This is a genomic window from Pelodictyon clathratiforme (assembly GCF_982375515.1).
The window spans coordinates 434,469-460,592 of the sequence record NZ_OZ455102.1; the positions used below are offsets into that span (position 1 = coordinate 434,469).

Annotated in this window: 24 protein-coding genes and 1 tRNA gene; 8 read left to right on the plus strand and 17 right to left on the minus strand. The window is 49.7% G+C overall.

Features of this window, described 5'->3' with window-relative positions; all coding sequences use genetic code 11:
- Window positions 1–632: 632 nt before the first annotated feature.
- Window positions 633–848: a type II toxin-antitoxin system HicB family antitoxin gene (locus AC56AD_RS02230; RefSeq protein ID WP_012507276.1), complete on the minus strand. Its 216-nt coding sequence runs from the start codon at window positions 846–848 to the stop codon at window positions 633–635.
- Between the two features lie 20 nt (window positions 849–868).
- Window positions 869–1,789 (minus strand): GTPase Era, encoded by a 921-nt coding sequence (era, locus tag AC56AD_RS02235; RefSeq protein ID WP_012507277.1) that lies wholly within the window; start codon window positions 1,787–1,789, stop codon window positions 869–871.
- Window positions 1,790–1,894: 105 nt separating this feature from the next.
- Between era and rodA the strand changes: the two genes are divergently transcribed.
- The gene (gene rodA / locus AC56AD_RS02240) at window positions 1,895–3,133 is read left to right on the plus strand and encodes a rod shape-determining protein RodA (RefSeq protein ID WP_012507278.1); all 1,239 of its coding nucleotides are present in this window, start codon (window positions 1,895–1,897) and stop codon (window positions 3,131–3,133) included.
- A 57-nt stretch (window positions 3,134–3,190) separates the two neighbouring features.
- Here the strand turns inward: rodA and AC56AD_RS02245 are convergent, their stop codons facing one another.
- Window positions 3,191–3,646 carry a hypothetical protein gene (locus AC56AD_RS02245; RefSeq protein WP_012507279.1) on the minus strand — a complete coding sequence of 152 codons (456 nt, stop codon included), beginning with the start codon at window positions 3,644–3,646 and terminating at the stop codon, window positions 3,191–3,193.
- 172 nt (window positions 3,647–3,818) lie between these two features.
- Between AC56AD_RS02245 and mtaB the strand changes: the two genes are divergently transcribed.
- Together mtaB and AC56AD_RS02255 are read left to right on the plus strand one after the other, a co-directional pair.
- Window positions 3,819–5,180 carry a tRNA (N(6)-L-threonylcarbamoyladenosine(37)-C(2))-methylthiotransferase MtaB gene (mtaB, locus tag AC56AD_RS02250; RefSeq protein ID WP_012507280.1) on the plus strand — a complete coding sequence of 454 codons (1,362 nt, stop codon included), beginning with the start codon at window positions 3,819–3,821 and terminating at the stop codon, window positions 5,178–5,180.
- A 51-nt stretch (window positions 5,181–5,231) separates the two neighbouring features.
- On the plus strand, window positions 5,232–5,765 hold the full coding sequence (locus AC56AD_RS02255; RefSeq protein WP_012507281.1) for an adenine phosphoribosyltransferase: 534 nt from the start codon (window positions 5,232–5,234) through the stop codon (window positions 5,763–5,765).
- A 262-nt stretch (window positions 5,766–6,027) separates the two neighbouring features.
- Here the strand turns inward: AC56AD_RS02255 and AC56AD_RS02260 are convergent, their stop codons facing one another.
- The 3 genes from AC56AD_RS02260 to ftsH are packed head-to-tail and all read right to left on the minus strand — an operon-like array spanning window position 6,028 to window position 8,752.
- Entirely contained in the window at window positions 6,028–6,336 is a 309-nt protein-coding gene (locus tag AC56AD_RS02260; protein WP_012507282.1) for an HU family DNA-binding protein, read from the minus strand.
- Between the two features lie 37 nt (window positions 6,337–6,373).
- The gene (locus tag AC56AD_RS02265) at window positions 6,374–6,745 is read right to left on the minus strand and encodes a sulfite exporter TauE/SafE family protein (protein ID WP_012507283.1); all 372 of its coding nucleotides are present in this window, start codon (window positions 6,743–6,745) and stop codon (window positions 6,374–6,376) included.
- Between the two features lie 18 nt (window positions 6,746–6,763).
- The gene (gene ftsH, locus AC56AD_RS02270) at window positions 6,764–8,752 is read right to left on the minus strand and encodes an ATP-dependent zinc metalloprotease FtsH (protein WP_012507284.1); all 1,989 of its coding nucleotides are present in this window, start codon (window positions 8,750–8,752) and stop codon (window positions 6,764–6,766) included.
- Window positions 8,753–8,999: 247 nt separating this feature from the next.
- Here ftsH and gltX point away from each other — a divergent pair, with 247 nt between their 5' ends.
- The 5 genes from gltX (at window position 9,000) to AC56AD_RS02295 (ending at window position 13,983) form a co-directional block, all read left to right on the plus strand.
- The gene (gltX, locus tag AC56AD_RS02275; protein ID WP_012507285.1) at window positions 9,000–10,508 is read left to right on the plus strand and encodes a glutamate--tRNA ligase; all 1,509 of its coding nucleotides are present in this window, start codon (window positions 9,000–9,002) and stop codon (window positions 10,506–10,508) included.
- Window positions 10,509–10,608: 100 nt separating this feature from the next.
- Window positions 10,609–10,681: transfer RNA gene (locus AC56AD_RS02280), tRNA-Phe, on the plus strand.
- 150 nt (window positions 10,682–10,831) lie between these two features.
- Window positions 10,832–11,962: a carotenoid 1,2-hydratase gene (locus AC56AD_RS02285; protein WP_012507286.1), complete on the plus strand. Its 1,131-nt coding sequence runs from the start codon at window positions 10,832–10,834 to the stop codon at window positions 11,960–11,962.
- 171 nt (window positions 11,963–12,133) lie between these two features.
- Complete coding sequence (locus AC56AD_RS02290) at window positions 12,134–12,682, plus strand: QcrA and Rieske domain-containing protein (RefSeq protein ID WP_012507287.1); 549 nt, start codon at window positions 12,134–12,136, stop codon at window positions 12,680–12,682.
- A 35-nt stretch (window positions 12,683–12,717) separates the two neighbouring features.
- Window positions 12,718–13,983 carry a cytochrome b gene (locus tag AC56AD_RS02295; RefSeq protein ID WP_012507288.1) on the plus strand — a complete coding sequence of 422 codons (1,266 nt, stop codon included), beginning with the start codon at window positions 12,718–12,720 and terminating at the stop codon, window positions 13,981–13,983.
- Between the two features lie 121 nt (window positions 13,984–14,104).
- On the opposite strand, the gene AC56AD_RS02300 is transcribed toward AC56AD_RS02295, so the two are convergent.
- From AC56AD_RS02300 to AC56AD_RS02350, 11 genes are all read right to left on the minus strand, one after another.
- Complete coding sequence (locus AC56AD_RS02300) at window positions 14,105–17,665, minus strand: alpha-amylase family glycosyl hydrolase (RefSeq protein ID WP_012507289.1); 3,561 nt, start codon at window positions 17,663–17,665, stop codon at window positions 14,105–14,107.
- Between the two features lie 57 nt (window positions 17,666–17,722).
- Window positions 17,723–18,118: a hypothetical protein gene (locus AC56AD_RS02305; RefSeq protein ID WP_012507290.1), complete on the minus strand. Its 396-nt coding sequence runs from the start codon at window positions 18,116–18,118 to the stop codon at window positions 17,723–17,725.
- On the minus strand, window positions 18,105–18,503 hold the full coding sequence (locus tag AC56AD_RS02310) for a hypothetical protein (protein ID WP_012507291.1): 399 nt from the start codon (window positions 18,501–18,503) through the stop codon (window positions 18,105–18,107). The genes AC56AD_RS02305 and AC56AD_RS02310 overlap by 14 nt, the downstream gene beginning before the upstream one ends.
- Window positions 18,504–18,526: 23 nt before the next feature.
- Complete coding sequence (locus tag AC56AD_RS02315) at window positions 18,527–18,802, minus strand: ElaB/YgaM/YqjD family protein (RefSeq protein ID WP_012507292.1); 276 nt, start codon at window positions 18,800–18,802, stop codon at window positions 18,527–18,529.
- A 103-nt stretch (window positions 18,803–18,905) separates the two neighbouring features.
- Window positions 18,906–19,643: an SDR family NAD(P)-dependent oxidoreductase gene (locus tag AC56AD_RS02320; RefSeq protein WP_012507293.1), complete on the minus strand. Its 738-nt coding sequence runs from the start codon at window positions 19,641–19,643 to the stop codon at window positions 18,906–18,908.
- Between the two features lie 82 nt (window positions 19,644–19,725).
- Window positions 19,726–20,781 carry a molybdenum ABC transporter ATP-binding protein gene (gene modC, locus AC56AD_RS02325; RefSeq protein WP_012507294.1) on the minus strand — a complete coding sequence of 352 codons (1,056 nt, stop codon included), beginning with the start codon at window positions 20,779–20,781 and terminating at the stop codon, window positions 19,726–19,728.
- Window positions 20,778–21,464, minus strand: a complete 687-nt coding sequence (gene modB, locus AC56AD_RS02330; protein ID WP_012507295.1) for a molybdate ABC transporter permease subunit — start codon at window positions 21,462–21,464, stop codon at window positions 20,778–20,780. The genes modC and modB overlap by 4 nt, the downstream gene beginning before the upstream one ends.
- A gap of 46 nt (window positions 21,465–21,510) precedes the next feature.
- Window positions 21,511–22,260: a molybdate ABC transporter substrate-binding protein gene (gene modA, locus AC56AD_RS02335; protein WP_012507296.1), complete on the minus strand. Its 750-nt coding sequence runs from the start codon at window positions 22,258–22,260 to the stop codon at window positions 21,511–21,513.
- A 13-nt stretch (window positions 22,261–22,273) separates the two neighbouring features.
- Entirely contained in the window at window positions 22,274–23,128 is an 855-nt protein-coding gene (modD, locus tag AC56AD_RS02340; protein WP_012507297.1) for a ModD protein, read from the minus strand.
- Window positions 23,129–23,504: 376 nt separating this feature from the next.
- Window positions 23,505–24,221, minus strand: a complete 717-nt coding sequence (locus tag AC56AD_RS02345) for an ABC transporter ATP-binding protein (protein ID WP_012507298.1) — start codon at window positions 24,219–24,221, stop codon at window positions 23,505–23,507.
- Complete coding sequence (locus AC56AD_RS02350) at window positions 24,215–26,119, minus strand: branched-chain amino acid ABC transporter ATP-binding protein/permease (RefSeq protein WP_012507299.1); 1,905 nt, start codon at window positions 26,117–26,119, stop codon at window positions 24,215–24,217. Before AC56AD_RS02350 ends, AC56AD_RS02345 begins: the two co-directional genes overlap by 7 nt.
- Window positions 26,120–26,124: the final 5 nt, after the last annotated feature.

Here is a 26,124-nt window from a genome sequence, read left to right on the forward strand (position 1 = left end):
AACTCAATTCATCATTATCGTTACTATTGTCGAAGGATAGGCGTAAAGTGTAAGTTGTGTATTGATTGTATGAAATATTTGTGAATAAAGCCAGGTATTTCTGCTTTTTTATGGTGTTGTGTCACGGATGCGCTCATGTCAGGTTTTTATTAACTCTTTTCGATAATTGTTATTATGAGGTAAAAGTGCAAAAAATGCAGACACTTGAATATTTGCATTTGTTATACCCACTTTACAATAACGAAGGAAATAATGCCCTTCGTGTTCGCATTGCGTTTGTGCAGAAAACACTGGCCGAGAGGCTCGGTGTATGTGAGGTGCTTGGGAGTAAGTGTCAAGGAAAGCTTTTATTATGGTCGATCAGGACACAATTGAACTTCGAAGCGTTTTTTTGGGGGGAGAGCGGGGAGAGCGGGCTAATGACTGAAAAGCTCTCGTGGTTAAAGTCCATGCAGCGTAAATCCGGCGGATGCGAGGGTAAGGATTGCGTTCTTACCTGGGGAGATCTCGCCTTATGTCTGAAAGGGCGACGCAGCAATGTGGGGCAAGAAGTCAGCAGAGGCCATAATAGCCCCATGTTATAGTTTTTTTCGCTCAACCACTATATGAAGCTTGCTGTGCACCAAAGTATTTCAGGCATACATAAGACGACGACCATTAGGTTCCGGAATTGGGTCACCGAACTCTGTTGCCGTATCTATCCAAAGAAGCATCGCCTCATTTACATTCGCAAGGGCCTCCTCCTGTGAGGCACCATGTGCCATGCAACCAGGAAGTTCCGGGATTTCAGCAATAAAAGCGCTATCCTCTTCGCTCCAGTATAAGATGGTCTCATATTTGTGTCTCATTTTCGCCCGCCAAAAGGTATTTAATGATATCCGTAACTTTTCAGGAAGTTCTGATTCTTTCGCCAGTCGGGCCGAACCTTGATAAAGAGCTCAAGGAAGACCGGGCGGCCCAGCATCTCCTCAATATCCTTTCTTGCCGTCTGGCCAAGCTTCTTCAGAGCGGCCCCCTTGCTGCCGATCAGAATCTGTTTCTGAGTCTCCCGTTCAACGATAACCGAACAGCGGATAAGATCCTTTCTTGTTGGATCATTTTCGTACTGTTCGCGGAACTCATCAATAACCACTTCGGTAGAGTAGGGAACCTCACGGCCATAGAGCAGAAATATTTTTTCGCGGATAATTTCACTCACGAAAAAGCGTTCCGGAGCCGTACTGAGCGTATCTTCCGGATAGAGCGGATAGTCGAGCGGAAGAAACGGCTGAATGGTCTCGATAAGCTGCGGGAGGTTAGTCGCTTTCAATGCCGAAACCGAGAGCACGGCAGCCGGGTTCCAGCTCTTTCTGACGAACGCCTCAGCCTCCTCCTGACGTTCAGCGCTGACCAGGTCACATTTATTCAGAACAGCAATAACCGGTTTTCCCGCTGGTTTCAGCCAGTTGCCAAAAAGCTCTTCGGCGAAAGGGCGGTCAAAAAAATCCTTTTTTCCTGAAAAGGGGAGCAGGGCAATGACCACATCGGCATCTTTCAGCGTATCGCGGATCACTCCAAGCATCGATTCATGAAGTTTTTGTTGCGGCTTCATGATTCCCGGCGTATCAAGAAAGATAATCTGACACTTTTCGTTATGGTAGATACCGGTAATTTTTTTTCTGGTAGTTTGCGGCTTGGGTGTTACAATGGAGAGCTTGTAGTCGAGCAGCTCGTTAAGCAGGGTAGATTTGCCTGCATTGGGCGGCCCGATGATAATGGCGAAACCGCAGGAAAAAGGAGAAGATGACATGGAACTTTTTTATAAAAGGTTCAATCTGTTTGCACAAATACAATACTGACTATACTAAATTACCATCTGTCATGATAATGAAAAAAGGGTAAGCTCAATACGCAAATGGAAAAACAATCCAAACTTGATCTCTCGCTTCTGCTATCGATGTCGGGGCTTATTGTTTTCGGGCTCATGGCCATTTACAGCGCAACAAACGGAACGGGCGACACAACCCTTTTTTACCGACAGTTGGTCTGGGCTATCGTTGGCGTGGTCGCCTTGCTCTTTGTCTACTATAACGATGTTCGTTTTATCAGGGATAACTCCTATATCTTTTACGCTGTCGGGCTGCTGCTTCTGGTGGCCGTTCTGATTTTTGGTAAAAAAATAGCAGGACAGACAAGCTGGATGAAAATTGGTTTTTTGAGTTTTCAGCCCTCTGAAATAGCCAAGATGGCGACCATTCTTGCACTCGCAAGATTTCTTTCCGATGACGAAACGGACATCAGCTCAATTCCCCATCTGCTGGTTGCCCTTGCAATTCCCTTTTTCCCCGTCCTGCTCATCATGCTGCAACCGGATATGGGAACCATGCTTACCTTTTTGCCCCTGATTGCCTCCATGCTCATTCTTGCAGGATTTGATATCTATGTTCTGATGTTGATTGTTTTTCCCGTCATTCTCATGATTTCCGGTTTCTTCAATATCTATTTTATTTTTGTTCTTGCATTGCTTCTGATGACCATACTACGTCTTCAACATACGAAATTCAACGTTCATCAGTTGTTTGTTATCGGCTCAGGTCTTGCTGCCAGTCTTTTTACCCACAATTTTGCCAGTGAAATTCTCAAGCCTCATCAGATAAAAAGAATTCAGACCTTTATTGATCCCATGTCAGATCCAAGAGGCGCAGGATATAACGCCCTCCAGGCTAAAATAGCGATCAGTTCAGGCGGTTTTTTTGGTAAAGGATTTCTTGAAGGAACTCAGACGCAACTGCGTTTTATTCCCGCACAGTGGACTGATTTTATTTTTTGTGTTATTGCCGAAGAGCTTGGTTTTATTGGAGCATCCCTTTTGATTGCGCTTTTTCTTGCGCTGATTCTCAGAATAATCTGGGCTATTCATTCAATAAACAACAAATTCGTTGAACTCACACTTGCCGGATTCGTTTCGCTCTTATGTGTCCATGTGATTATCAATATTGGTATGACGCTTGGCATGATTCCGGTCATTGGAGTTCCTCTTCCTTTTGTCTCTTATGGCGGCTCTTCTCTGGTCGGAAATATGATTATGGTTGGGCTGGCAATGAATTTCCTTCGGAACAAAAGAACTCTCGGTTATTCCGGAAGGTTGGGATAAAACGAAAAAAGCGCATGGTGATGCGCTTTTTTCCCTGAAAGGCTCCTTCGCAGGAGTTCACCTGATTCTGTAGACAAAACGTTTGCCCTCTTTTCCTGTCGGGACACGGTCGATTTCCGGATCAGCCACCCCATACTTGTTAAACCAGAGGCTCACGGTTGTTCCCTTTATATTCAGTGCCTCAGCAATATCCCGTGGTTTGAAGCTCTTGTCAGGATTCGTCCGGAGCAACTCCTTGATTGATGCGCCAAGCTGGCCGCGTGCAAACTTCGAACTGGCAGTTGGAACAGAAGCAGCTCCCTCAAGCCTCGAAAGGTTTGTTTCAAGCTTTTTTATAACGTTTGCAAGCTCATCTTCCAGGGGCCTCACTTTTTCATTGAACTCTTTCTGAATCAAATTGATCTCTGCCTGCAGATTCTTTTTTTCTTCAACAAGTGACTGAAAATAATCAATCCTTTGAATAAAAAGATCATATTTGTCAGGCGATCCACTCTCTTTTATTATAGCGCTCATGGTACTCTCTCTTTGTGTTTTGAACAGCAATATCGTTATTCGGCTTAAATATATACTAATATCTTTATCCCTGCAAGACGATACTATTGAGTCATCATGGTTTGTCATTTATTGTTTTTTCTTTATAATGACGAGCGCTTTCAGAGTATGACAAAGTGAGAAAAAGAATAATATGAAAGAACATAGCAATAAAAAAGTTGCTGCTGTAACACTTGGATGTAAACTGAACTATGCCGAAACATCCACTATTCTTGATCAATTGTCCAAAAAAGGCTGGCTGTTATCGTCGATTGGGGAGAGAGCAGATCTTATTATTATTCATACCTGTGCAGTGACAAAACAGGCAGAACAGAAATGTCGTCAAAAAATAAGGGCGATTAAAAGAAAAAATCCCTCCAGCAAAATTGCTGTTATTGGTTGTTATTCCCAGTTCAACCCTGAAGCGCTTTCCGCAATAGATGGAATAGATGCAATCCTCGGCAGTAACGATAAATTTGACATAAAACGATATGAAGATATTCTGCTCGGGACGGAGCCATCACCCCTTGTCAGGGTTACGCCAGCCAACACGATTGAAAAGGTATACCCAGGCTATTCACTGCCGGCAGCAGCAAGTTGTGAACGAACCCGTGCATTTTTGAAAATACAGGATGGTTGCGACAATGGCTGTTCCTACTGTGCAATTCCCCTGATCAGGGGAGGGTCACGATCCCTGCCTGCTGCCCATATTGTCGAGCGAGCCCATCTGCTGGCCTCGTCCGGATATCGGGAGATTGTGCTTACCGGTGTCAATACCGGTGATTATCGTTCTGGAGGCCTCAAGCTGAAAGAGCTGTTACGCATGCTTGAAGAGGTCAGTATCAGTCGTATTCGTATCAGCTCCATAGAGCCCGACATTGTTGACCGTGAGCTGATTGCACTTGTTGCAGGATCAAAAAAAATTGTACCCCATTTTCATATTCCCCTTCAAAGTGGTTCCGACAGAATCCTCAGGGCCATGCGCCGCCATTACGATACGGCACTCTATCGCGACCGGGTGTTGATGTCGGTTGAAAACATTGCTGACTGTGCAATTGGAGCCGATGTCATGGTTGGCTATCCAGGAGAAACAGAAGAAGATTTTCTGAAGATGTACCATTTTATTGAAGAACTTCCTCTTGCCTCCCTTCATGTGTTCAGTTGTTCAATTCGTCCCGGAACCCGGCTTGCCCTCCAGATCACAAACAGTGAGCGCAAACCCGTTGAATCCGCAGAGATCGCCCGGCGCTACAGCGAACTTGCAGAGCTTGGCCGTCGGCATGAAGCCCGCTTCAAGGCACGTTATACCGGAAAAGAGTGCATGGTACTCATCGAGCGCTCAAAGCCCGTGGAGGCGGGGCAGCCCGCATACAGCGGTTATACCCGAAACTACCTCAGAGTCCTGGTTGAGAGCAACGAAAGCCAATTGCAACACACCCTTCCAGGAAATGAAGTGCCGGTACGGATCGACTCCCTCGATGAGGATTTGAATTTAAAAGGGAGAGTGCTATCTTGATTTTCATGCCCTGTTCTTCTCTCTTCTTATTAACAAAATCATTCAGAATCCATGCCCATTAAATCCCGTATTCGTTCCATTCCCGACTATCCAAAAAAAGGGATCCTCTTTCGCGATATCACCACACTCATCAAGGATCCGGTTGGTTTCCGGCTGGTTATTGACAGTTTGACGCAGCACTATCTGCAAGAGGGGATGGATTTTGATGTTATCGTCGGTATTGAGGCGCGGGGATTCATTATTGGTGGTGCGCTCTCCTATGCGCTTGGCAAAGGCTTCATTCCCGTCAGAAAGCCCGGAAAACTGCCTGCTGATGTTGTTTCGCAGGAGTACCAGCTTGAGTACGGAAGTGACACGATCGAAATTCATGTAGACGCGCTCGTTGCAGGTCAGAAAGTTCTTCTTGTTGACGATCTGCTGGCAACCGGAGGCACAGCCCTTGCAGCCGCAGCATTGGTAGAAAAGGTTGGCGGCATTGTCGCCGAGATGGCATTTATTGTCAATCTTCCCGACATCGGAGGAGAGAGAAAAATCCTTGAAAAGGGCTACAGCATCTACTCCCTTACCGATTTTGAAGGCGAATAACGAAAAGTTCACCCGATAGCGCATCTCCCTCGCATCGCAAGCTCATGAAACGGCAGTTACGGCTGCCGTTCATCTCCCCTCAGCATGTGCACTCACGACCCCTTCATCTCCTTCAGGGCATCATGCTCCAATTCATTCTGACGCCAGGCTCTTCACTCAGCGTTGCAGGAATGCTGCACGAAAACAACACACCGACAAGCCCTCACATGCTGACGGTCGCGCCCAGGGAACTCCCTGACGGCTATCACCTCTGTTGGCAGAGTTATTCAGTATCGCTCTTCAGGCTTTCACTTACCGCATGTTTGAACTCTTTCGAGATTTTGAATGTCGGCACGTTTTTGGGCTCCACCGTCACCTTCTCGCCTGTTCGCGGGTTTCTTGCCTGACGAAAATTTTTATGCCTGATATTGAATGAGCCAAAACCCCTGATCTCAATTCGCTTTCCGGTTTTCAGTGAATCAATGATGCTTTCAAACAGGCTGTCAACCACCGATTCCGTTTCATTTTTTGTCAAGCCGGTTTTGTGCGCGATAACATTGACAAGATCAGCCTTTGTGGTCGTTTTTCCCATGGTAATGGACGGTTCAGATTATTAATGAAGTATCTGCTTATTTAAACCAAAGATGAAGAGCGACAATTCCCATAAAAACAGCAAAAGCCTTGCGGAGAGTATCACTTGAAAGATGGATTGCTATTTTAGCTCCAAAATAGGCCCCTGTAAAGAGCCCGGCGGCAATAAGAAGAGCAATCCAGATGTTCGTTGTCGAAATTTTTCCGGAATGATAATACTCAATCACTCCAAGCAGACCAACCGGCAGAAGCAGCGCCACAAGCGACGTAGCAATAGCGCTCTGCTGCGTCATGCCAAAGAGCAGCACCAAAGCAGGGACAATGATGATGCCTCCTCCGACGCCGAACATGCCCGAAAGGATACCAGCCGAAACGCCGAGAAAAAGCAAAGCAGCGATATGCATTGGCATTTTTGCAGTGATCTCCGGTTATGCGGTTACAGGATTGGGAAGAGCACCCTGTCCAGGGCCTGTAATCTCTTGTATCTCCCTTGCGTTCAGCGACTCTTTTTCAATCAGTATTCCGGCAAGTCGATGCAGAACAGCAAGCTGTTCACTGAGCACCGTTTTTGCATTTTCCATACACCCCATAATGATATTGCGAACCTCAACATCAATCTGCAGGGCAGTCTCCTCACTGTACTCGCGAATATGGGAGTAATCCTTTCCAAGAAAAACCTCCTTGTGGCTATCCCCATAGTTAATCGGGCCCAGTGATTCACTCATACCCCATTGTCGCACCATCCTCCGGGCAATATCGGTCGCCTTCTCAATATCGTTTGCCGCGCCCGTACTGCACTCCTGAAAAACAAGCTCCTCGGCCACCCTGCCACCCAGCGCATAGGTAATCATCGCAAGCAGGTACTCCCTGTTATGGGTATAGCGGTCTTCGAGAGGCAGATAAGCGGTAAGACCGAGACTGCGTCCCCTTGGAATGATCGTTACCTTATGGATAGGATCAGATCCCTTGGTATGAATCGAAACAAGCACATGGCCAGCCTCATGATAGGCCGTCAGTTTTTTCTGCTCATCAGAAATAAACATGCTTCTCCTTTCGGGGCCCATCAAGATTTTATCGCGTGCCTGCTCGAAATTGACGGCTGTAATAAGCACCTGTTCATGGCGTGCAGCGAGAAGGGCAGCCTCATTGACCAGATTTGCCAGATCAGCGCCCGAGAAGCCAGGAGAGCTTTTTGCAAGCACCGTGATATCGACATCCCCATCAAGAGGCGTATTTCTGGTATGGATTTTCAGAATGGCTTCGCGCCCCCGGATATCAGGTTTGTCGATGGTGATCTGGCGGTCAAAGCGTCCCGGTCGAAGCAGTGCGCTATCGAGGACATCAGGGCGATTTGTTGCCGCAATCAGGATAACATTCTCGTTTGTCGTAAAACCATCCATTTCAACAAGAAGCTGGTTCAGGGTCTGCTCCCTCTCATCATGACCGCCACCCAATCCAGCGCCCCGGCTTCTTCCGACCGCATCAATCTCATCGATAAAAATGATACAAGGCGCATTTTTCTTCGCCTGTTCAAAGAGATCCCGAACCCTGGCAGCGCCGACGCCGACAAACATCTCAACAAAATCCGCACCCGAAATGGAGAAAAAAGGAACCTTTGCCTCACCGGCGATGGCCTTGGCAAGCAAGGTTTTTCCGGTACCTGGAGGGCCAAGCAGCAGCACCCCTTTCGGTATTTTTCCGCCGATTTTCTGGAATTTTTCAGGATTCGTGAGAAACTCTACCGTCTCCTGCAACTCTTCAATGGCCTCATCAACACCGGCAACATCCTTAAAGGTGGTTTTAACCTCAAACTCGCTGACCATCTTTGCGCGGCTTTTTCCGAAACTGAAAATATTTTTTGCCTGGGCGCCATTCTGTCCACTCATTCTCCTGAAAAGAAAAAAATAGAGAGCCGCAAAAATAATCCATGGGGCGAAGAGCGCTAAAAAAGTGTTCAAGTCGCTGGAGCCCTTCTCAACCTTCAGTCGCACCCCCTTTTCCGTCAGCATATCAGCCTGTTCAAGAGTGAAAGAGGGAACCCTCACGGCAAAACGATTCGTCTGCAGCGTCGTTTTGTCGATGAGCTGAAGCTGGGCTGGTGCGTTCAGTTTTCCGCTCAGGATTGCCGATTTATCTTCATACGTTTTAACCGTCACCTCCGTAACGAGGGCTCTGGAAAGAACGGATTTATACTCGTTATAGGTTATCTCAGGGGCATCAGTGCCTGAAAAAAAACGAAGAAAAACAAAGAGCATCAACAGTCCTGCCATCAGAAAAAGAAGAAAGCCAGGAAACTTTCCCTGTGGACTTTCGCCTTTAGAGCGAAACCATCCGGGGGTACCGCCCTCTTCCTGCACAGGCTTGAACTTATTTCGCGAGCCATCTTTTCCTGGTCTCTTTACGGGATTTTCAGACATAAAAAATGTTAGGTAATGACACAAAATGTAACTTGCTACATTAAAAGTAATTAAAAGTAAAGTTACAATCGAGAACAAAAAGTTTTTTTTAAATGTTTCCTTGACTGAAAAGTTTTAGCCATTACGTGCAGGGGATTCAAGACTTTCGGGTTAATCTTCTATCTTATGAATGAATGCGGTGAGTTTTTCTTAAATTCCCAGCTCTTCCAATAGCTCCCTGTAAACAATTAACAGTACGACGCTCATTATGGTTGGTCAAAGGGTTAGAACCAGGTTTGCACCTTCTCCAACAGGATATTTGCATGTAGGCGGTCTGCGAACCGCCCTGTATAACTACCTGTTTGCAAAAAAAATGCACGGAGACTTCATTATCAGAATTGAAGACACCGATCAAACTCGGAAAGTTGAGGGGGCGCAGCAGAATCTTATCAAGGCCCTTGAATGGGCAGGAATTGTGGCTGATGAAAGTCCTGAAAAAGGTGGCAACTATGGTCCCTACGTCCAGTCCGAGCGACTTGATCTCTACGGACGTTACTGTCAGCAACTGCTCGACGACCAGCATGCCTATTACTGTTTCGCAACGCACGAGGAGCTTGAAGAGAACCGGCAGCTCCAGATAAAACAGGGTCTTCAGCCGAAATACAACAGAAAATGGCTCCCTGAAGAGATGGGTGGTTCCATGCCGCCGAGTGTCATCAGAAAAAAACTTGACGAAGGGGGCCCCTACGTCATTCGCATGAAAGTGCCCGATTACGTTTCAGTCTGGTTTGAGGATATCATCCGCGGTCCCGTCGAATTTGATTCCGCAACCATAGACGATCAGGTGCTGATGAAATCAGATGGTTTTCCGACCTACCATTTTGCAAGCGTCATTGATGATCACTTGATGGAGTTCACCCATATCATCAGAGGCGAAGAGTGGCTCTCCTCCATGCCAAAGCACCTTCTTCTCTACGAATTTTTTGGCTGGGAACCACCCAAGGTTGCTCATCTGCCGCTTCTGCTCAATGCTGACCGTTCAAAACTCAGCAAAAGGCAGGGAGATGTTGCCGTCGAAGACTATATCCGCAAAGGGTACAGCAATGATGCCATCATCAATTTTGTAGCCATGCTCGGCTGGAACGAAGGAGAGGGGAGCGAGCAGGAGGTCTACAGCATGGAGCAGCTTATTGAAAAATTCTCGCTCGAACGGGTAGGCAAGGCCGGTGCTGTTTTCAACATCGATAAACTCAACTGGCTCGAAAAACAGTACATCAAGAATCGGCCCACAGAGCAGCTTGTTCCCGTCATAAAACCGATTCTTCTGGCCGAGCTTGAGCGCAAGGAGACGATGATGCCCGTCGACCTCATCACCAGTGAAGCCTACCTTGAAAAAGTTATCGAGCTGATGCGCGAGCGCGTCGGATTTGAGCACGAATTTGTAACCTTTTCCTCCTATTTCTTTTTCGAGCCCGACTCCTATGATGAGGAAGCCGTCAAGAAGCGGTGGGCGCCCGACACCAACTCACTGCTTCAGGAGTTTACCGAAATACTCGCCACCCTCGAAGAGTTCAGTGCAGAGAACATCGAAGCGCATCTCAAGGAGTTTGTTGCCCCGAAAGGTCTGAAAGCAGCAGCGCTCATACACCCCCTGAGAATAGTCTCCTCCGGAGTGAGTTTTGGCCCGAGTCTCTACCACATGCTCGAAGTACTCGGCAAAGAGACCGTACTTCGCCGCATTCTGAAAGGGAGAGAAAAAATCACCTTTTCGGCGTAGCCAGTCGGATGGTATTGCGGAGCGCAGCGCCTGAGTGCTCCGCAATTTTGTTTTTTCTTTTTGTTGTGAAAGATTTATTCCTATATTTTGCCATCTCGGAGGACAGATAGCTCAGTTGGTAGAGCAAAGGACTGAAAATCCTTGTGTCGTGGGTTCGATTCCCTCTCTGTCCACAACGGTTAAAGGCGGCACAAACAATGTTGTCATCTTTTTCACATGAACATAGCTCCTCCACTATCCTGCGATCCACCTTATCCGACTCACATATGTCATGCAAAGCATCCCGCAATGCACACCGTGTTTGAATATCACCAACCCCCCGCATGAAAATTACCACAAAGCTCGATCAGGAACGCTGGCACGAAATGCAGGATCCGGGAGCGTACGAGTGGTGGTACTTCGATGCTGAAGACAAAGAGAGCGGATTCTCTTTCGTCCTCATCTGGTTCTCCGGCTTTCCTTTTTCCCCATACTACACCAGCCATTACGAAAAGTGGAAAAACCGGAGCCGGGCCGACGCACCCTCACCCTCCAACTACTCCGGCTTCAGTTTCCAATTGTATGAAAACCAGCGAGAGATCATCAATTTCATCCGCGAGGGTCGCCGCGAACTCTTTGAAAGCAGTCGCACCGATATTGGTGTCCGCTTCGAAAAAAACCGTTTTACCTACAACGCACTGCGGGACGAGTATACCCTCGACATTGACTTTACCTTTCCGGCCCGTCACAAAGCCCTCAAAGCAACCTTGCTGTTCAAATCGTGCAAGAGGCTCGTTTACGAAAAAAAAGATAACAACAACAACGGCAGGGTACCCCTTCACCAGTGGCTTTTAAGCGTTCCGGGAGCCGATGTCGAAGGCGCCATTACCATTACAGAAACATCAGACCATACCGTTCGTACCATTCCAGTCAAGGCGAAAGGCTATCATGACCATAACCTCGGCGCCGTTCCCATGCAGGAATATATCTCCCGCTGGTACTGGGGCCGTGCCTTTTCCGCGCACTTCGACATCATCTATTATGTCGTGTTTTTTAAAAACAACGACTATCAACCACTTTCCCTCCTGCTTCTTCACGACAACCAGAGCGAAACCTTTACCATTTATGATACAGTGCAGTTTCATGAAAGCAACTTCAGACGAGGTCTTTTTTCCCCCCTGCACAGCCGCGATCTTTACCTGCACTTTGAACATGCAAACCTGAAAATTCACCACAACACCGTGCTCGATGCCGGGCCCTTCTATTTACGTTTTGCCTCCTCAATCACCCTGCAGACCGAGGATCAGCAGATCGAGAACATCACAGGGATATCGGAATTTCTCAATCCACTCCGATTAGAGTCAAGGTTTATGCGCGTTTTCACCCGCAGCCGCATCTGGCGAGATGGAGAGGCGTCGATCATGTACGGCATTTATAACCGTTTTAAGCGTTCTTTGGATTGGAATAATCGATGAAAAAATTATAAATTCACTCTCTGTTTGGGTTCGCCTGAATTTAATACGTGAAGGTTGCTGTTATTCGCTATCAAATATGGAAAATGGAGGCAGTAACGTATTGTTTTAAGCCACGGGCGGTAAATACCTTTTGATTTGATAACATAGATATAAAAAAGGAGACAGGTTGTAATGGCACAACAAGGTAATTTCAAGAGCCCGTCAAGAATGGGAGGACTTGGAGATAGCGCGTCACCCTCTTCGGCCGGTTCAGTTTCCGGTGGCAAGCCCCGGGATCAGGGTATCAAAGAGGCCGATTTTGAGCGTCGCAGTTTTCTTGGAAAAATTGTTGGAGGCGTCGGAGCGGCAGTGGCCATATCAACATTGTATCCGGTTGTCAGATATCTCATTCCGCCACCCCTCAAAGAGGTCGCAAGCGTCAATGAACTGAATGTCGGCAAGGCAACAGAAGTACCTGAAAATACCGGCAAGATCTATCAGTTCAACAAAGACAAGGTCATTGTCATCAACGACAACGGAAAGCTGACCGCATGCAGTGCAGTGTGTACGCATCTCGGCTGCAGTGTAAGTTGGGACAATGCCCAGAACCTCATCTTCTGCCCCTGTCATGGAGCGAAGTACCAGCAGACCGGCGAAATCATCTCAGGCCCGCAGCCGTTACCCTTGGCTCCGTACAAAGTAAGGGTTGAAGGGGAAAATCTCATTATTTCGAAAGCTTAACCTTTAATTTTTGAAAACCAAGGGAGTCAGGAAAGATGGCTGAAAACAATAAAAACGCTATGGCAGGAAGTGCTCCGGCCAAGCCGAAACCCGCCGCTCCGGTTGCCGCCAAGCCGGCTGCTCCAGGCACGGCAAAACCCGCTGCTCCAGGCGCGGCCAAACCTGCGGCCTCCACAGGCGGCGTCTATAAACCACCCGTAGAGCGTGCGGCCTCAAATCCCTACAAGGATTCGAGAGTCAGTGACCTGGGCGCATGGTTCCAGGAACGATTCTACGTTGTACTGCCGGTAATCGATTATCTGAAGAAAAAGGAAGTCCCAAAGCACCGTCTCTCATTCTGGTACTATTTTGGCGGCCTCACCCTTTTCTTCTTCATTATCCAGATTCTGACCGGTCTGCTGCTTCTCCAGTACTACAAACCAACAGAAGCAGAAGCATTCACCTCATTTGTCTTCATTCAGCAGGAAGTACCCTTCGGCTGGCTTCTTCGCCAGATGCATGCATGGTCGGCCAACGCAATGGTCATGATGGCCTTCATTCACATGTTCAGCACCTTCTTCATGAAGTCCTACCGTAAACCACGTGAGTTGATGTGGGTGAGCGGATTTGTCCTGCTTGTGCTCAGCCTCGGCTTCGGATTTACCGGATACCTTCTTCCCTGGAACGAACTCGCATTCTTTGCAACCCAGGTAGGAACCGAAGTTCCAAAAGTTGCACCCGGCGGTGCATTCCTTGTCACTCTCCTGCGTGGTGGTGAAGAGGTGAGCGGTGAAACCCTTACCCGTATGTTCTCACTGCATGTAGTGCTGCTTCCCGGTCTTCTGATGCTGGTACTCTCGGCTCACCTGCTTCTGGTTCAGGTTCTTGGCACATCGGCGCCGATCGGATACAAAGAGTCAGGCATGATCAAAGGATACGAGAAGTTCTTCCCGACCTTCCTTGCCAAAGATGCAATCGGCTGGCTGATCGGTTTCGCTCTTCTTGTCTACCTTGCAGTGGTTTCCCCCTGGGAGATAGGCGTCAAGGCCGACGCACTTGCCTCTGCGCCACTTGGCATCAAACCCGAATGGTATTTCTGGGCACAGTTCCAGTTGCTCAAGGATTTCACCTTCCCCAACGGAGAGCTGGTTGCAATCATCCTCTTCACCGTAGGCGCAATCCTCTGGATACTGGTTCCGTTCATTGACACCAAGTCATCAAAAGAGGAGAAAAGTCCAATCTTTACCATCATTGGACTGCTCGTTCTCGCCTTCCTGCTCATCAACACCTATCGTGTTTACCTCGAATCCGCAGCATTATAAGCCACTCAATTCTGCAACAAAAAAAGCCCGGTTCACTACCGGGCTTTTTTTGTCTATCGCATCTCACTGAAAAAGAAAAACAGCCTCTCTCCCAACCACTTCTTGCGGGGCTACGGGGCGACTATACTTTCAGTCGCATCAACTCGCCAATCTCATATCCCGAAAGGAAAGCCTCCATGTCAAGCGCTCCTGAAGCCTCCACCCAACGGGCAACTACCCTCTCCATTTGCTCAACCTCAACCTCAACCTCAACCTCAACCTCATCATCAGAAGCAACCCCATAACGCTCTTTCAGCAACTCCTGTAACGTAAGCCACGCCACCAGAACGCTGAAACGATGCTCGCGGAACCATCTTTTACCATGCCGCTCATCAAATTGCAGCATACGGCCCAGATGGAGCTGATTGAGGGTAGAGAGCGCTTTCACAGGAGCGAGCAGAGAGGCCTCAGCCGCTTCATCTGCTCCTGCAGCCGCCGGTTGAGGAGTGAGCATGCAGACAAGCAGGTCAGGCAGGTTTTCAGCAGGAATACCGATCATTCCCGATTCAGGATAGATTGCCCTGAGCGCATCACTCATCAGCCAGTCATCAATCAGGTTCGAATGGATCTCTCCGGCTGCAGCAACCATCTGCTGCACTGCATCAAGCATAACCCACTGCCGCACAAGGGTTGCATACTCCAGGCCCCCTTCGCTGCCCAAACCAAGAGCCAACTGAAGTTTGCCGGAATGCGCATCTCCCTTCAGAAGATCCGGAAAGAGGAGAGCCCTGCCATAAAGCTCAGCCGCCTTCGATGCAAGAGCGGAGGGAACAGCAAGCGGTTTTTCCATAATTTCACTGAACGTAGCGCCAGCCCTGTTAAGCAGCGAAGCCACGGCACTCTCGAACAGGCCAATCGCATCGCTTTCCACTCCACACTCATCCACAGCAGGAAGCAGTTCCCCCGTCAGGGCGGCTGTGATAATCCGGTGCAGCGGCGAGAGACTCATGGCAAGAGCAGCACGCTCTATCGACTCGAGCCCCCGGCCATTGAGCTCCGCAGCAAGCCGGTCGTAGGGCCTGAGTTTTGACGGCGTAACAACCCTGAAATCAAGGAAGACATTATACTTATAGCCATCGAGAGCAACAAGGAGCCCATTGTCGGCAATCTCCCTGCAAGAGCGGAGAAACTCCATACCACTCGCATGATCCCTGAAGATAACGAAGGCATTCTCCTGACGGCCAATATTGAGTCCTTCAGAGAGTGAACTCTGGCGGATCTCATGATCCTGCAGATAGCCGACCGAAGTTTTAATCCAGCCCGTAGCCTGTTCAAAGCAGTTGTTAAAGACAACAAGGGCAGTTTCCTCACCCAGTCGATTGGAATAGGCGAAGATATTCTCATTGACTGCCCCTTCCGGTGAATAGACATCATAAAGGAAAAAATTGCGCACCTCGGCAAAGAGCGGACGCTTCTTCATGATCGGAAAGATCTCGCGATAATGACGCCCGACAAGATTTTCGTCCGGCTGCTCATCATAATAGGCCTTTGCATACTCCATGCCATATTTCTCGGTAAAACCCTCCACCTGTCCATGGCCAAACATAGGCAGTCCAGGCATGGTCAGCATCATCATGCAGACACCGAAATATTTATCCCCCCGGCCAAACTGCGCAATGGCCGTATCTTCATCAGGGTTATTCATGAAGTTGACATAGCGCTTGAGAATTTCAGCGTCAAATTCAAGGGTATTCTTGATCAGGTAGCGATAATTGGCATTATCCTCCTTTTTCAGCATGTGCATAAAAGCGCTGTTATAGACCCGGTGCATGCCAAGCGTGCGGACAAAATAGCCCTCAAGCATCCAGAACGCCTCTGCAAGCAGCAGCGTATCAGGCACTTTCTGGTGAATACGGTCAACCACCTCACGCCAGAACTCCTCAGGGATGGCGGCATCAAATTCCGACATGCTCATGGCATTTGCTGAACGCGATGGAACCCCCGCGCTGTGACCATGAAGCGGAAACCAGAGACGCTGGATATGCCGTTTCGCCAGCACCATTGCAGCATCGAAACGGATAATGGGGAACATCCTCGCAACCTGAAGAATCTGCTGAATCACCCCTTCACGAACCTCCGCACTCAAAAAATTCAACTGTGCAGTATCATTCCAGGGCATAATGGTACCATCATTGCCATGATAGATGTATCGCGTATCACCAGTGAGGTAATCAACCCGCTTGAAGGTCACTGCCGCATCAGAACGGTTCCAGTACCCATCTTCGAGGTAGATACCATAGCGCGAATCACTGCTGAGGTTCGGCCCATTATAGGAGTAGTTATAATAAGGAGCCGTGTGAGAGGAGAGAAACCAGTCCGGATTGTTTCGGACAAGTTCAGAATCCATTCCGGTGTGATTTGGCACCATATCACTTGCGAGGCGGATACCACGCTGTTTGGCTCTCTGAAAAAGGTTGTGATAACCCTCATAACCGCCAATGTCATCGGAAATCGTATAATTTTCAAGAGCATATGCCGACGCCTTGGCCTCAGGATTTCCCTGGAGCTGCTTGATTTTCTGGGAAGCAAAGCTGCGCTGCCAGAGTCCGATAAGCCATAATGCCGTAAAGCCGCGTTCAGCAATAAGGTCAAGCTCAGCATCGGGAATATCCTGCAGTCGGTGAACCGGGCGCCGATAGATCTTGCTGAGCTGATCGAGCCAGACATAGGTGCTTTTGGCAAGCATCACCACTTCAGGCATCCACGACGAATCAATAGAGTAGTTTGCCGGAGCATTGGCATCATCCAGAGAGCTGTATTCCGGGACATGAACCTCTTTCTCAAACACATGGCCATCATTTCGCAGAGCACGCTCCTGGGCAATCTTTTCGAAAAAGAGGTACTTATCCTCATCCTCAATAAAATCGATGGCGCCGCCAAGCAATCCCCAAAGAGGCGACTCATCGAGCAGATCACCCCAATTCAGGCGGATATAGCGAAGCTGTTCAAGAATGGAGGTCGGAGCATGTTTTATGGGGCGGGTGAGCAATTCAGCAAGATCGATATGGTCGGGCCCCACAGGCCCCATTGCCTGCATGGAGCTTCGCATGGTCATAATCACCTTCCGGTACGAACTCTCCCGTGTCAGCTTCTCATCGTTCAAAAGATCGGAAAACTGTTCCAAAGCGGGGTTCTGATTATTCAGCCAGACCAGGAAAGACTCCTCAAGCACATGCTTCCGATTCTCCTGCAGCCGAAGCCACTCCGAAGGCGTTTCCGTTCCGGCATAGACATTCTGCGCAGGAAAAGAGGCGACAAATCGTTTCAGGTACTCCTCCGACTCCTCCTCAGAAAGCATCTCCTTCAGCGTACCCGAGAGACGCTCCAGAAAGTCCGGTTGCCGTAAAGCGATCGCTTTCGTCATAATCGAGTGAAAGAGCGCATGCAGCAGTTTCATGCCGAGGAACTGCGCTGGCAGCACCGGCTTCGCATCGGCGCCCTTCAGCTTTTTCAGAAAATTGTTGATGACGGCAGTCTGTCGTTCCGATGTTATGATACTTTCCTGACCGGAAGATGGTAAAGAGAGGAACTCAGGATCAGTCAGATGAAAAAGTTCCCTGGCATTTCTGTTTACATAAAAGTGCTCTTTGTTCTGCAACGCTGGCGGGTTTTGTTTGATTGGTGAAGTATGGAATTTCTGCAAAAAAACGCTCCGACCCTTGTTGTGCGGTTTCGAATTGGCCGGGGCAAAAGCGTACGATTATTTGAATTTCTTGTCGATATAGCGCTGAAGATAGGTAAATCCCAGATCCTTCGCAGAGCGGAGCACCTCAAGCCCGAAGGTCGAGAGTGCACCCTTCCGTGGCGACGGCGCGTGCTCAACTGAAGGGGAGATAGTCACTGCTGCCGGGGCGGAAGCGGAAGAGGTCATACCGCTTCTCAGCGTTTTTCCAAGCTGTAATCCAGCAACAAAAAGCAGGGCTGTGGCAGGAAACGGATGTTTTCTGACCAGTTCAACCGGCGAAAGCTCAGCCCCGATCTCCTCTTTCAGTTGATGACCCCTTGCCTTGATCTGGGTCTCCTTTTCCGCAATAGTATTCTGCAGCTCTTCAATGCGTGCCTGAATGCCCGTTAACGGTTCATTAGTTGTAGTCATGGAGCGATAAAAGAATTTTCTGAATCAGGTTTCTCAGCAATAATGGCTTGAACCTGGTGAAGAATAAAAAGCAAGAGAGAAAAAGAAGGCTCACGATGAGATAGCCCAGAAAAGGATGACCCAGAAGCTCGCCGATCAGCAGCGCAACAGTTGTGAGCAGGTAGGTCATACCGACAACAAGGATTACAGCAACGACAGCCGCCGATGCAATCACAGAGAGCTTCTCGGTCAACTCAATTTTGAGCAGCTCAAACTTTGCATCAATAATAGCCCTCACGTCCTCATAGGTCGACACTGCCGTATCATCAAGGAGTTTGGCAATGCCGCTGCGTCTGCTTTTCGAAGAGGCAGAACCCTGCTCCTTTCCTGCTTTACGGTTCATCATGTTTTCTGACTGGTCAATAGCTGTTATCTCCTTTTCTTGAATAAAAGTCCGAACAAGGTGCCGGCACCCAGTGAAACGAGTATTGCAGGCATCGGATTTTTTTTGACATAATCCGTCGCCTTGTCAGCCTTTTTCAAAAGCCACTCATACGAATCGCTCTCCCTGAAGGAAGAAAAGGTGTCAGAAATGGTCTCACTGAGCTCCTTGAGCTGCTCCGGAATTTTTGTTTCGTGTTGCGGCTCCTCAACCGGATCGGCGGGTTTGCTGCGATGAATGGTTACCTCTACTTCCTGTTCCATAAGAGTATAAAAACTGGTTATGCGTATTTACGGTACAAAACTTGATTTCAAAACGCTCGCACGGCAATATAATAAAAAACAATGTGCTCTTTGCATGGCACACTTACTGCAGAAGCCGTCCACCCTCCACATTAAGAACCTGACCGGTGATATAGTCACTCTCCAGAAGAAAGGTGATACATTTAACAATATCAAGCGGGTCACCAAGACGCTGAAGCGGTATTTTTCTCACCATCTCCTCCTCGGAATCCATCTCCTTCTGTGGATTGAGTGTGATCGTTCCCGGAGCTATAGAGTTTACCAGAATAGTCGGTGCAAACTCCTTTGCGAAAATCCTGGTCAGGTGCTGTATACCGCACTTCGATACCGTATAGGGTGCAAAGTTTCGCCAGACCAGATCAGCAGAAATATCCGTCATCGTAATGATGCGCGAGACGAAGGGCTGTTTGCACATGATTGCAGCAGCCTCCTGCATGGTAAAAAAAGTTCCCTTCAGATTGGTATCGACCAGACTGTCCCATTGCTCCTCAGTAACATTGGGCAAGGGTGTCCTGAAAAAATTCGATGCGCTGGTAATAAGCAGGTCAAGCCGGTCAAACTGCTCCCTGAACGTCGCAAACGCACGCACAATATCGCCACTCTTCGACACATCACACCGAACCATCTGCGACAGAGGACTGATCCACCTGATTTTTTCAAGAACTTCGGTAGCCCTCGACTCCGAAGCATTCCAGGTAAAAAAAACCGTATATCCCTGTCCGGCCACAGCAAGCGCAATTTCACTGCCAAGCACACCCGAAGCGCCAGTCATGAAGCATACCTTTTTGCCCGAAAGAGTCATTTTTGTTTGCGTTTAATTTCTTCCTGTCCAACCTGAAAGTAAACAGGAACGAGGCATTAAAAGTTGAGAGGCAGTGCCCCGATTATGCGAGCTTTCTGAAAGAGGAGGCCTTGATTGCGGCAAAAAGAGGAGAATCGATCGTAATATCCAGTTCATCTGCGGCTGAACGGACAATTTCAGCAACAAGTTTTTCACCATTGACCGACAACACAATACCAACCCTTCCATCCGACTCAAACATCTCTGTAACCGTGCAATGCAAAAGATTTCGTGCGCTGATCGCTTCAGGATGTTTTTTGAAAAGGATGATCTCACGAGACGAAAGCTCAAAAAGGGATGCTCTGTCGGCCCCTCCACCCGAAATCAGGAGGCTGTTCCGGCCCCAGGAGTAAGCATACAAACCGTTCTGCAGAACCGGATCGGCAAGATGCAGAAGATTGAGATAGCCCTTCGGATTATCAGCCATGCTGTTTCGTGCAAGCTGGTCGGGAGTTGTTGTTTCATCCATTCGGCCATTCCTGATCACAAGAATTCGGTCGGTCATCAATTGCATCTCAAGGATCGAGTGCGAAATAAAGAGGTAAGGGATTCCGAACTCCTCACTCACACTCTTCAGATAGGGAATGATCTGAAATCGCAGCGTATCATCAAGAGCCGAGAGCGGTTCATCCATCAGCAGCAGGCGAGGATTTGCAAGCACCGCCCGGCCAAGAGCGACACGCTGTTTCTCACCGCCGGAAAGATTATGCACACCCCGCTGCATGAGCGGCTGCAGTTTCAATAAAGCAATCAGAGCCTCCGGTTTGATACGGCGGTTTTCAGCGTGGCAACGCCTGTAGCCGTAAAGCAGATTAGCTTTGACCGAGAGATGCGGAAAAAGCATCGCCTGCTGAAAAACAATCGCAATGCGCCGACGTTCAGGGGAGAGATCGATACCCTTCACCGAGCTGAACATGCACTCATCATTCAGATAGATCTCACCCCTGTCCGGCTGAAGAAGCCCTGAAATAAGATGCACAAGCGTCGACTTGCCGCTCCCGGACTGGCCGAAAATACCGATGCGATCCCCCGACACATCCGCCTTGAGCTGCAGGAGGAAGCTGCCCTGTTTTTTCTCAGCATCAATCCGCAGATTCAAAGCGCACTCCTCCGGTCAAGTTTTTTACCAAGCAGTTCATGAACAAGAAGCACAACGACCGAAATAATGATCGAGACCAGGCAGAGCGAGAGAGCCATAGTGACACTTGAGGGCGAACTGGCATAATCGTAGATAGCCAGCGGAATGGTTTGCGTCATACCGGGAATATTGCCGGCAACAATAATGGTAGCGCCAAATTCACCAAGGCTTCGGGCAAACATCAGCGACGAACCCGCCATGATTCCCCGCAGGGAGAGCGGGAGAATAATGGTAACAAGCGTGTCGTACCATGCGGCGCCAAGGCTTCGGGAGGCCTCGATAAGCTGCTGGTCGATAGACTCCATGCCAAGCCGTATTGAGCGAACCAGCAGGGGAAAGCCGACGGTTGCCGAAGCAAGAACGGCAGCTTTCCAGGTAAAAATAATCGGCATGCCCGATGCATCGAGTACTTTTCCGATCCAGCCATTTTTTCCAAGCAGCAGCAGCAGAAAAAAACCGATCACTACCGGAGGAAGCGTGAGCGGGAGGTTGACCAGCACTTCGAGCACCACTTTTCCCCTGAACTTCCTGAAGACCATCAGCCATGCAAGAGCAAAACCGAAAGGCAAAGCAAGCAGAGTCGCCGTAAGCGCCACCTTCAGAGAGAGCCAGATAGCAGAAATATCTTCAGGTGTCAGTGTCATAACATCATAACTATCTTAAGGGTATAGGCCGTTTTCCGGGTTCATCCTATTTAAGGACAAAGCCATATTTGCGCAGAACCGATTGAGCCTCAGCACCCTGCAGGAAGAGATAGAAAGCCTTTGCCTCCCCATTTTTTGCCGCCTTTACGGTCAACGCCATCGGGTAGGTCACTCTTGGATAGAGCTTTTGCGGCACCACAAAAAGCAATCCGGCTTTTTGCGCCAGCAGGGCATCAGTGCGGTAAACAAAGCTGCCATCAACTTCGCCGAGTTCCGCATACATCAGGCACTCCCTCACATCCTTGGCCATAACAAGCTTTCCGGCAAGCTGCATCTCAATGCCGGCATTTTTAAAGGCCGTCATGGCATACTCACCTGCAGGCACACTTTTCGGACTGCCAATGGCAATCTTGTCAAGCTTCAGCAGCTCCTTCATCGAACTCACCTTTTTGGTCGTTCTCCCGGCAAAAACCAGCGAGTTGTAAGCAAACATTTTTGCGTTAGCGCCATCCACAAGATTTTTTTCTTTCAGATAATCCATCCACTGATTGTTTGCGGCAATAAACAGGTCAACCGGAGCGCCGTTTTCAATCTGACCGGCAAGCGTTCCCGATGGGCCAAAATTTTTCAGAAACACCGTTGAAGGGTGCTTTGCCGTGTAACTCGCAGTCAACTCATTGATAACCTCTTTCATGCTTGCAGCAACAGAGAGGTTCAGCTCACCAGCCACGGCCGGGAGAGCAAGAGAGAGGAGCACAAAACAGAGAAGGGCGATGCGTTTCATGGATCGTATCATTATCATGACTGTTTTAAGGTTCTGAGGAGGTGATTGCAACAGCGATATCCGAAGGCTTACCGAAATAGACTGACGAGAGCACAAGCATATCAACCCCGGTTTCAGCATAAGCCGCAGCATTCTCCGCATTGATACCTCCCGCCGCCGAAATGGTGACACCGGGCGCCACCTCACGCAGTTGCTGAACCAGCCGGGAGAGCGCTTCAGGCTGCATCTTGTCAAGCTGTACCACATCAGCGCCCGCTGCAGCAATGGCAAGCGCCTCTTCCAGGTTGAAGGCCTCAACAATAATTTTTTGTTCAGGCGCTTTCAGCTTCAGCTCCGTCACCGTTTGAAGAAAAGGCTCAAGGCCGCCACAGAAGGCAGTATGCTGCCGGAAGATCAGCAGCGACTCCGACAAGCCAAGCCGATGCGGAAGTGCACCGCCGGCCATGATAGCCTTGATAGCAACCTTCTTTGTTCCCGGAAAGGACTTGCGGGTAGTGACGACGGTTATGGATGCATGAACCTCCTTGACCCGTGTAACAATTTTCCGTGTCCGGGTGGCAATGCCCGATGCATATTCCAGTATGTTCAGTGCCACTTTCCATCCTGCGTGCAGGCTCTCGGCAGAACCCGTGGCTGAAAGGAAGGTAACGCCCGCTTCAATCGTTGTCCCGCTCGGAAGCAGAGAGGTCACGGTTGCTCCGCACCGTTCAAGAAGACGGGCCGCCTCCTCCGTACAGCAGAGTGTTGTCAATTCCCGGCTGGTAAAGGTGATCTCCCCCTGCAGAGAGCCAATGCCGAGCAGGAAGGTTGTCAAATCACCATAAGGCATATCTTCCTCGATAAAACGTTCGATATCGGAGTCAGGAAGTTGATAGAGCATGATTGCGTTGTTTTATCGTTATAACATCACCACTATTCCGGTGCTGAAAAAAAAAGAGTTTTGCCGCGTGAAAAACCGGAATTGACTCCCTGCGGGAAACGTGCAGCGCTCTTGCTTTCGTTGTCCCTGTTTCTTCGCGCCCCTGCTTTTTCTTCGCTTATTGACTGAAAAATAATAAAAAATAAGACAAAAGAGGCAAAAAATCTTATTAATTTCGGTTATCGTGATTCCCGGAAGCTCTCTTTGCTACATTGGTGTTGTTTTTTTTGAGCGCCAGCCTGTTGCGCTCAATGCCCGGTCAGAGGAGCGTTATATGGAGTGGAATATAGCGGATTATCTCTTTTTTAAAAACCGGCGGCGGTTTTTTCTCCTGCCCTCAGCCGAGGTATGCCGCCATCACCGCAGGATCTTTTGCCAGCGCTGCACTGGAACCCTCCAGCACAACGCGACCCTGTTCAATGATATAGGCGCGGTCGGAGACGGCCAGGGCGCTCTTGGCAAACTGTTCAGAAAGAAGAATCGTCATACCGGAGGCGCGGAGCGAAGAGATGGCAAGAAAGACCTCCTTGACCAGCATGGGTGCAAGCCCCATCGAAGGCTCATCAAGAATCATAAGACGTGGGCGGGCCATAAGGAGGCGGCCAATGGCAAGCATCTGCTGCTCTCCGCCCGAAAGGCTCCCGGCCTGCTGTGAGCGCCGTTCTCCAAGACGGGGGAACATCTCATAGATCCGCTGCAGATCGCCTGAGGCTGCCCGGCGAAAAGGGCCGAAAGAGGGAAGGCGCGGATAGGCGCCAAGCAGCAGATTTTCCTCAACCGAGAGGGGAGCGAAGAGCCGTCTTCCTTCCGGGCAAAGAGAGAGTCCGCGTCTGGCTACCTGGCTGGCAGGGAGCCCCATAATCTCTTCTCCTCCAAAAAGTACCTTGCCTCCCCTCGGAGTGAGCAGTCCGCACACGGACTTCACCAGTGTGCTCTTGCCCGCGCCATTGGCTCCGACAAGTGCAACACACGATCTCTCGGCAACCTCTATTGAAATCCCCCGAACAGCATCATCGCCGCTGTATCCGGCGCGCAGGTTTTCCACTTTCAGCATGGCAGCAGCTCATTATTCCCTGTTTCAGTGTCATCACTCCCCAGATAGGCCTCAATTACTTTGGGGTCGCGTCGTACCTGATTTGGAGTGCCGAGTGCAATCAGACGCCCGCCATCCATCACAGCAACCCGGTCGCAAAGCTCAGCGACCACATCCTGATGGTGCTCAATAAGCAAAATAGGAACCCCGGCCTCTTTAATCGAGGCGATCAGCAGAACAAGCCTCGCAATGTCCGGTTTCGACATGCCCGCCGCAGGCTCATCAAGCATCAGAAGATGGGGGCGGGTAGCCAGCGCCCGTGCAATTTCAAGAAATCGTAAATCACCATACGCCATTTCGGAACAGCGCACTCTTGCCTTCTCTCCCAGACCGACAGCAAGCAACCAGCCCAGAGCCTCCCGCTCTCCCCCCTCCTTCAGGCAAACAAGCACCGACTCCAGTGCAGTCAGGCCGGAGAAAGACTGCAGGTTCTGAAAGGTTCGGGATGCGCCCGCCGCACATGCCGACATCAGACTGCCGGGAACAGGACTCCTGCCGGCAATGGTAACCGAACCACTATCAGGGGCATAGAGGCCGGAAATCAGATTCACCAACGTTGTTTTCCCCGATCCGTTAGGCCCGATCAGACCGAGCGTCTCACCCTCCCTGATTTCCAGTGAAACACTCTCCACAGCACGCACACCGCCGAATGATTTACAGAGGTCGGTCAGGCGCAGAGCGATCCCCTTCGCTCTTCTTGAAGAGCCGATCCCTCCCGCTGCCGGCGGCAAAGGAAGAGGAGCAAAACGTATCAGCCTCTGGAGTGTAGTCGTCATCGCTCCCGCAATTCCATTCGGAAACCCGACAACAACGGCAAAAAGGAACAACGCAAAAATCCCCTTGCGCCAATCCTCCACATTTTGCACAAAAAATGAGAGGGCGACCGCCAACGCCATGGCAGAGGCAGGAGCGACCTCGCGAAAAACAGGCGCCCGTCTCGACAGCAGCGCACGAAAGGTCGGAACAAAGGTCAGAATGCATCCTGCAGAGACGAGAACGGAAAAAAGCGTGCGGTTCGAGAGCAGATTGGGCAACATGGCCACAACTGCAGCCCCGAGGAAGGCTCCCCACTGGCTTCGCCTGCCCCCGAAAACAACGCCAAGCAGCAGTATAACCATCAGCTCATATCCGAAAGCCCCCGGCTGCAGATAGCCAAAATTCATCGTATGTAACCCTCCGGCCAAACCGGCAAGCGTACTTCCCCACGCGAATGCGAGTACCTTGTGCCTCAGGGCGCCAATACCAAGCGCATCAGTGGCGGTTGGCGAGTCACGTAACGCCTCAATAGCCAGCCCGAAACGCGACTTGAGCAGGCTCTGTGAAGCCTCCCAGGCAACGAACAGGGTCGCCAGACAGAGCCAGTAAAAACCGGTAGAGTCGAGGATCAGCCCGAAAAGCCGGGGCCTGGTAACGGATAAGCCAAGAGCGCCATTGGTAACCGACTCAAACTCATTAAGGACAATAACCGACAGGGTCGCGAAAGAGAGGGTGGAAAGCGCAAACTGCGGTCCTTCAAGCCGCAGGGCTGGCAGCGCCAGAGCAGCGCCGGGAATCAGGGCGGCAGCGATTCCAGCCACCAGCGCCAACGGCAGGGGAGCGCCAGCCTGTACGGCAAGAGCCGCGCCATAAGCGCCGAGCGCAAACAGCGCCGCCTGGGCAAGGTTGACCTGACCCAGATATCCCACCGTTGCGTCAAGACCGATAAGAAGAACGCCATAGACCGCCATCAGCGTAAGCAGGCCAAGAGCATACTGACCATGCCAGAAAGTCGGAAGCGCAGCCAGAGCAATGAACATGGCAGCACGTACGATTCGTTCTGCCGTTTTCTCCCTCACACCCACATCAAGAGCAGCGAACATGATTT

Excerpts from the sequence above, each read along its gene's own strand:
- AC56AD_RS02230 (WP_012507276.1), bottom strand. The coding sequence starts at position 848 with ATGAGACACAAATATGAGACCATCTTATACTGGAGCGAAGAGGATAGC.
- era (WP_012507277.1), bottom strand. The coding sequence starts at position 1,789 with ATGTCATCTTCTCCTTTTTCCTGCGGTTTCGCCATTATCATCGGGCCG.
- rodA (WP_012507278.1), top strand. The coding sequence starts at position 1,895 with ATGGAAAAACAATCCAAACTTGATCTCTCGCTTCTGCTATCGATGTCG.
- AC56AD_RS02245 (WP_012507279.1), bottom strand. The coding sequence starts at position 3,646 with ATGAGCGCTATAATAAAAGAGAGTGGATCGCCTGACAAATATGATCTT.
- mtaB (WP_012507280.1), top strand. The coding sequence starts at position 3,819 with ATGAAAGAACATAGCAATAAAAAAGTTGCTGCTGTAACACTTGGATGT.
- AC56AD_RS02255 (WP_012507281.1), top strand. The coding sequence starts at position 5,232 with ATGCCCATTAAATCCCGTATTCGTTCCATTCCCGACTATCCAAAAAAA.
- AC56AD_RS02260 (WP_012507282.1), bottom strand. The coding sequence starts at position 6,336 with ATGGGAAAAACGACCACAAAGGCTGATCTTGTCAATGTTATCGCGCAC.
- AC56AD_RS02265 (WP_012507283.1), bottom strand. The coding sequence starts at position 6,745 with ATGCCAATGCATATCGCTGCTTTGCTTTTTCTCGGCGTTTCGGCTGGT.
- ftsH (WP_012507284.1), bottom strand. The coding sequence starts at position 8,752 with ATGTCTGAAAATCCCGTAAAGAGACCAGGAAAAGATGGCTCGCGAAAT.
- gltX (WP_012507285.1), top strand. The coding sequence starts at position 9,000 with ATGGTTGGTCAAAGGGTTAGAACCAGGTTTGCACCTTCTCCAACAGGA.
- AC56AD_RS02285 (WP_012507286.1), top strand. The coding sequence starts at position 10,832 with ATGAAAATTACCACAAAGCTCGATCAGGAACGCTGGCACGAAATGCAG.
- AC56AD_RS02290 (WP_012507287.1), top strand. The coding sequence starts at position 12,134 with ATGGCACAACAAGGTAATTTCAAGAGCCCGTCAAGAATGGGAGGACTT.
- AC56AD_RS02295 (WP_012507288.1), top strand. The coding sequence starts at position 12,718 with ATGGCTGAAAACAATAAAAACGCTATGGCAGGAAGTGCTCCGGCCAAG.
- AC56AD_RS02305 (WP_012507290.1), bottom strand. The coding sequence starts at position 18,118 with ATGACTACAACTAATGAACCGTTAACGGGCATTCAGGCACGCATTGAA.
- AC56AD_RS02310 (WP_012507291.1), bottom strand. The coding sequence starts at position 18,503 with ATGATGAACCGTAAAGCAGGAAAGGAGCAGGGTTCTGCCTCTTCGAAA.
- AC56AD_RS02315 (WP_012507292.1), bottom strand. The coding sequence starts at position 18,802 with ATGGAACAGGAAGTAGAGGTAACCATTCATCGCAGCAAACCCGCCGAT.
- AC56AD_RS02320 (WP_012507293.1), bottom strand. The coding sequence starts at position 19,643 with ATGACTCTTTCGGGCAAAAAGGTATGCTTCATGACTGGCGCTTCGGGT.
- modB (WP_012507295.1), bottom strand. The coding sequence starts at position 21,464 with ATGACACTGACACCTGAAGATATTTCTGCTATCTGGCTCTCTCTGAAG.
- modA (WP_012507296.1), bottom strand. The coding sequence starts at position 22,260 with ATGATACGATCCATGAAACGCATCGCCCTTCTCTGTTTTGTGCTCCTC.
- modD (WP_012507297.1), bottom strand. The coding sequence starts at position 23,128 with ATGCTCTATCAACTTCCTGACTCCGATATCGAACGTTTTATCGAGGAA.
- AC56AD_RS02345 (WP_012507298.1), bottom strand. The coding sequence starts at position 24,221 with ATGCTGAAAGTGGAAAACCTGCGCGCCGGATACAGCGGCGATGATGCT.
- AC56AD_RS02350 (WP_012507299.1), bottom strand. The coding sequence starts at position 26,119 with ATGTTCGCTGCTCTTGATGTGGGTGTGAGGGAGAAAACGGCAGAACGA.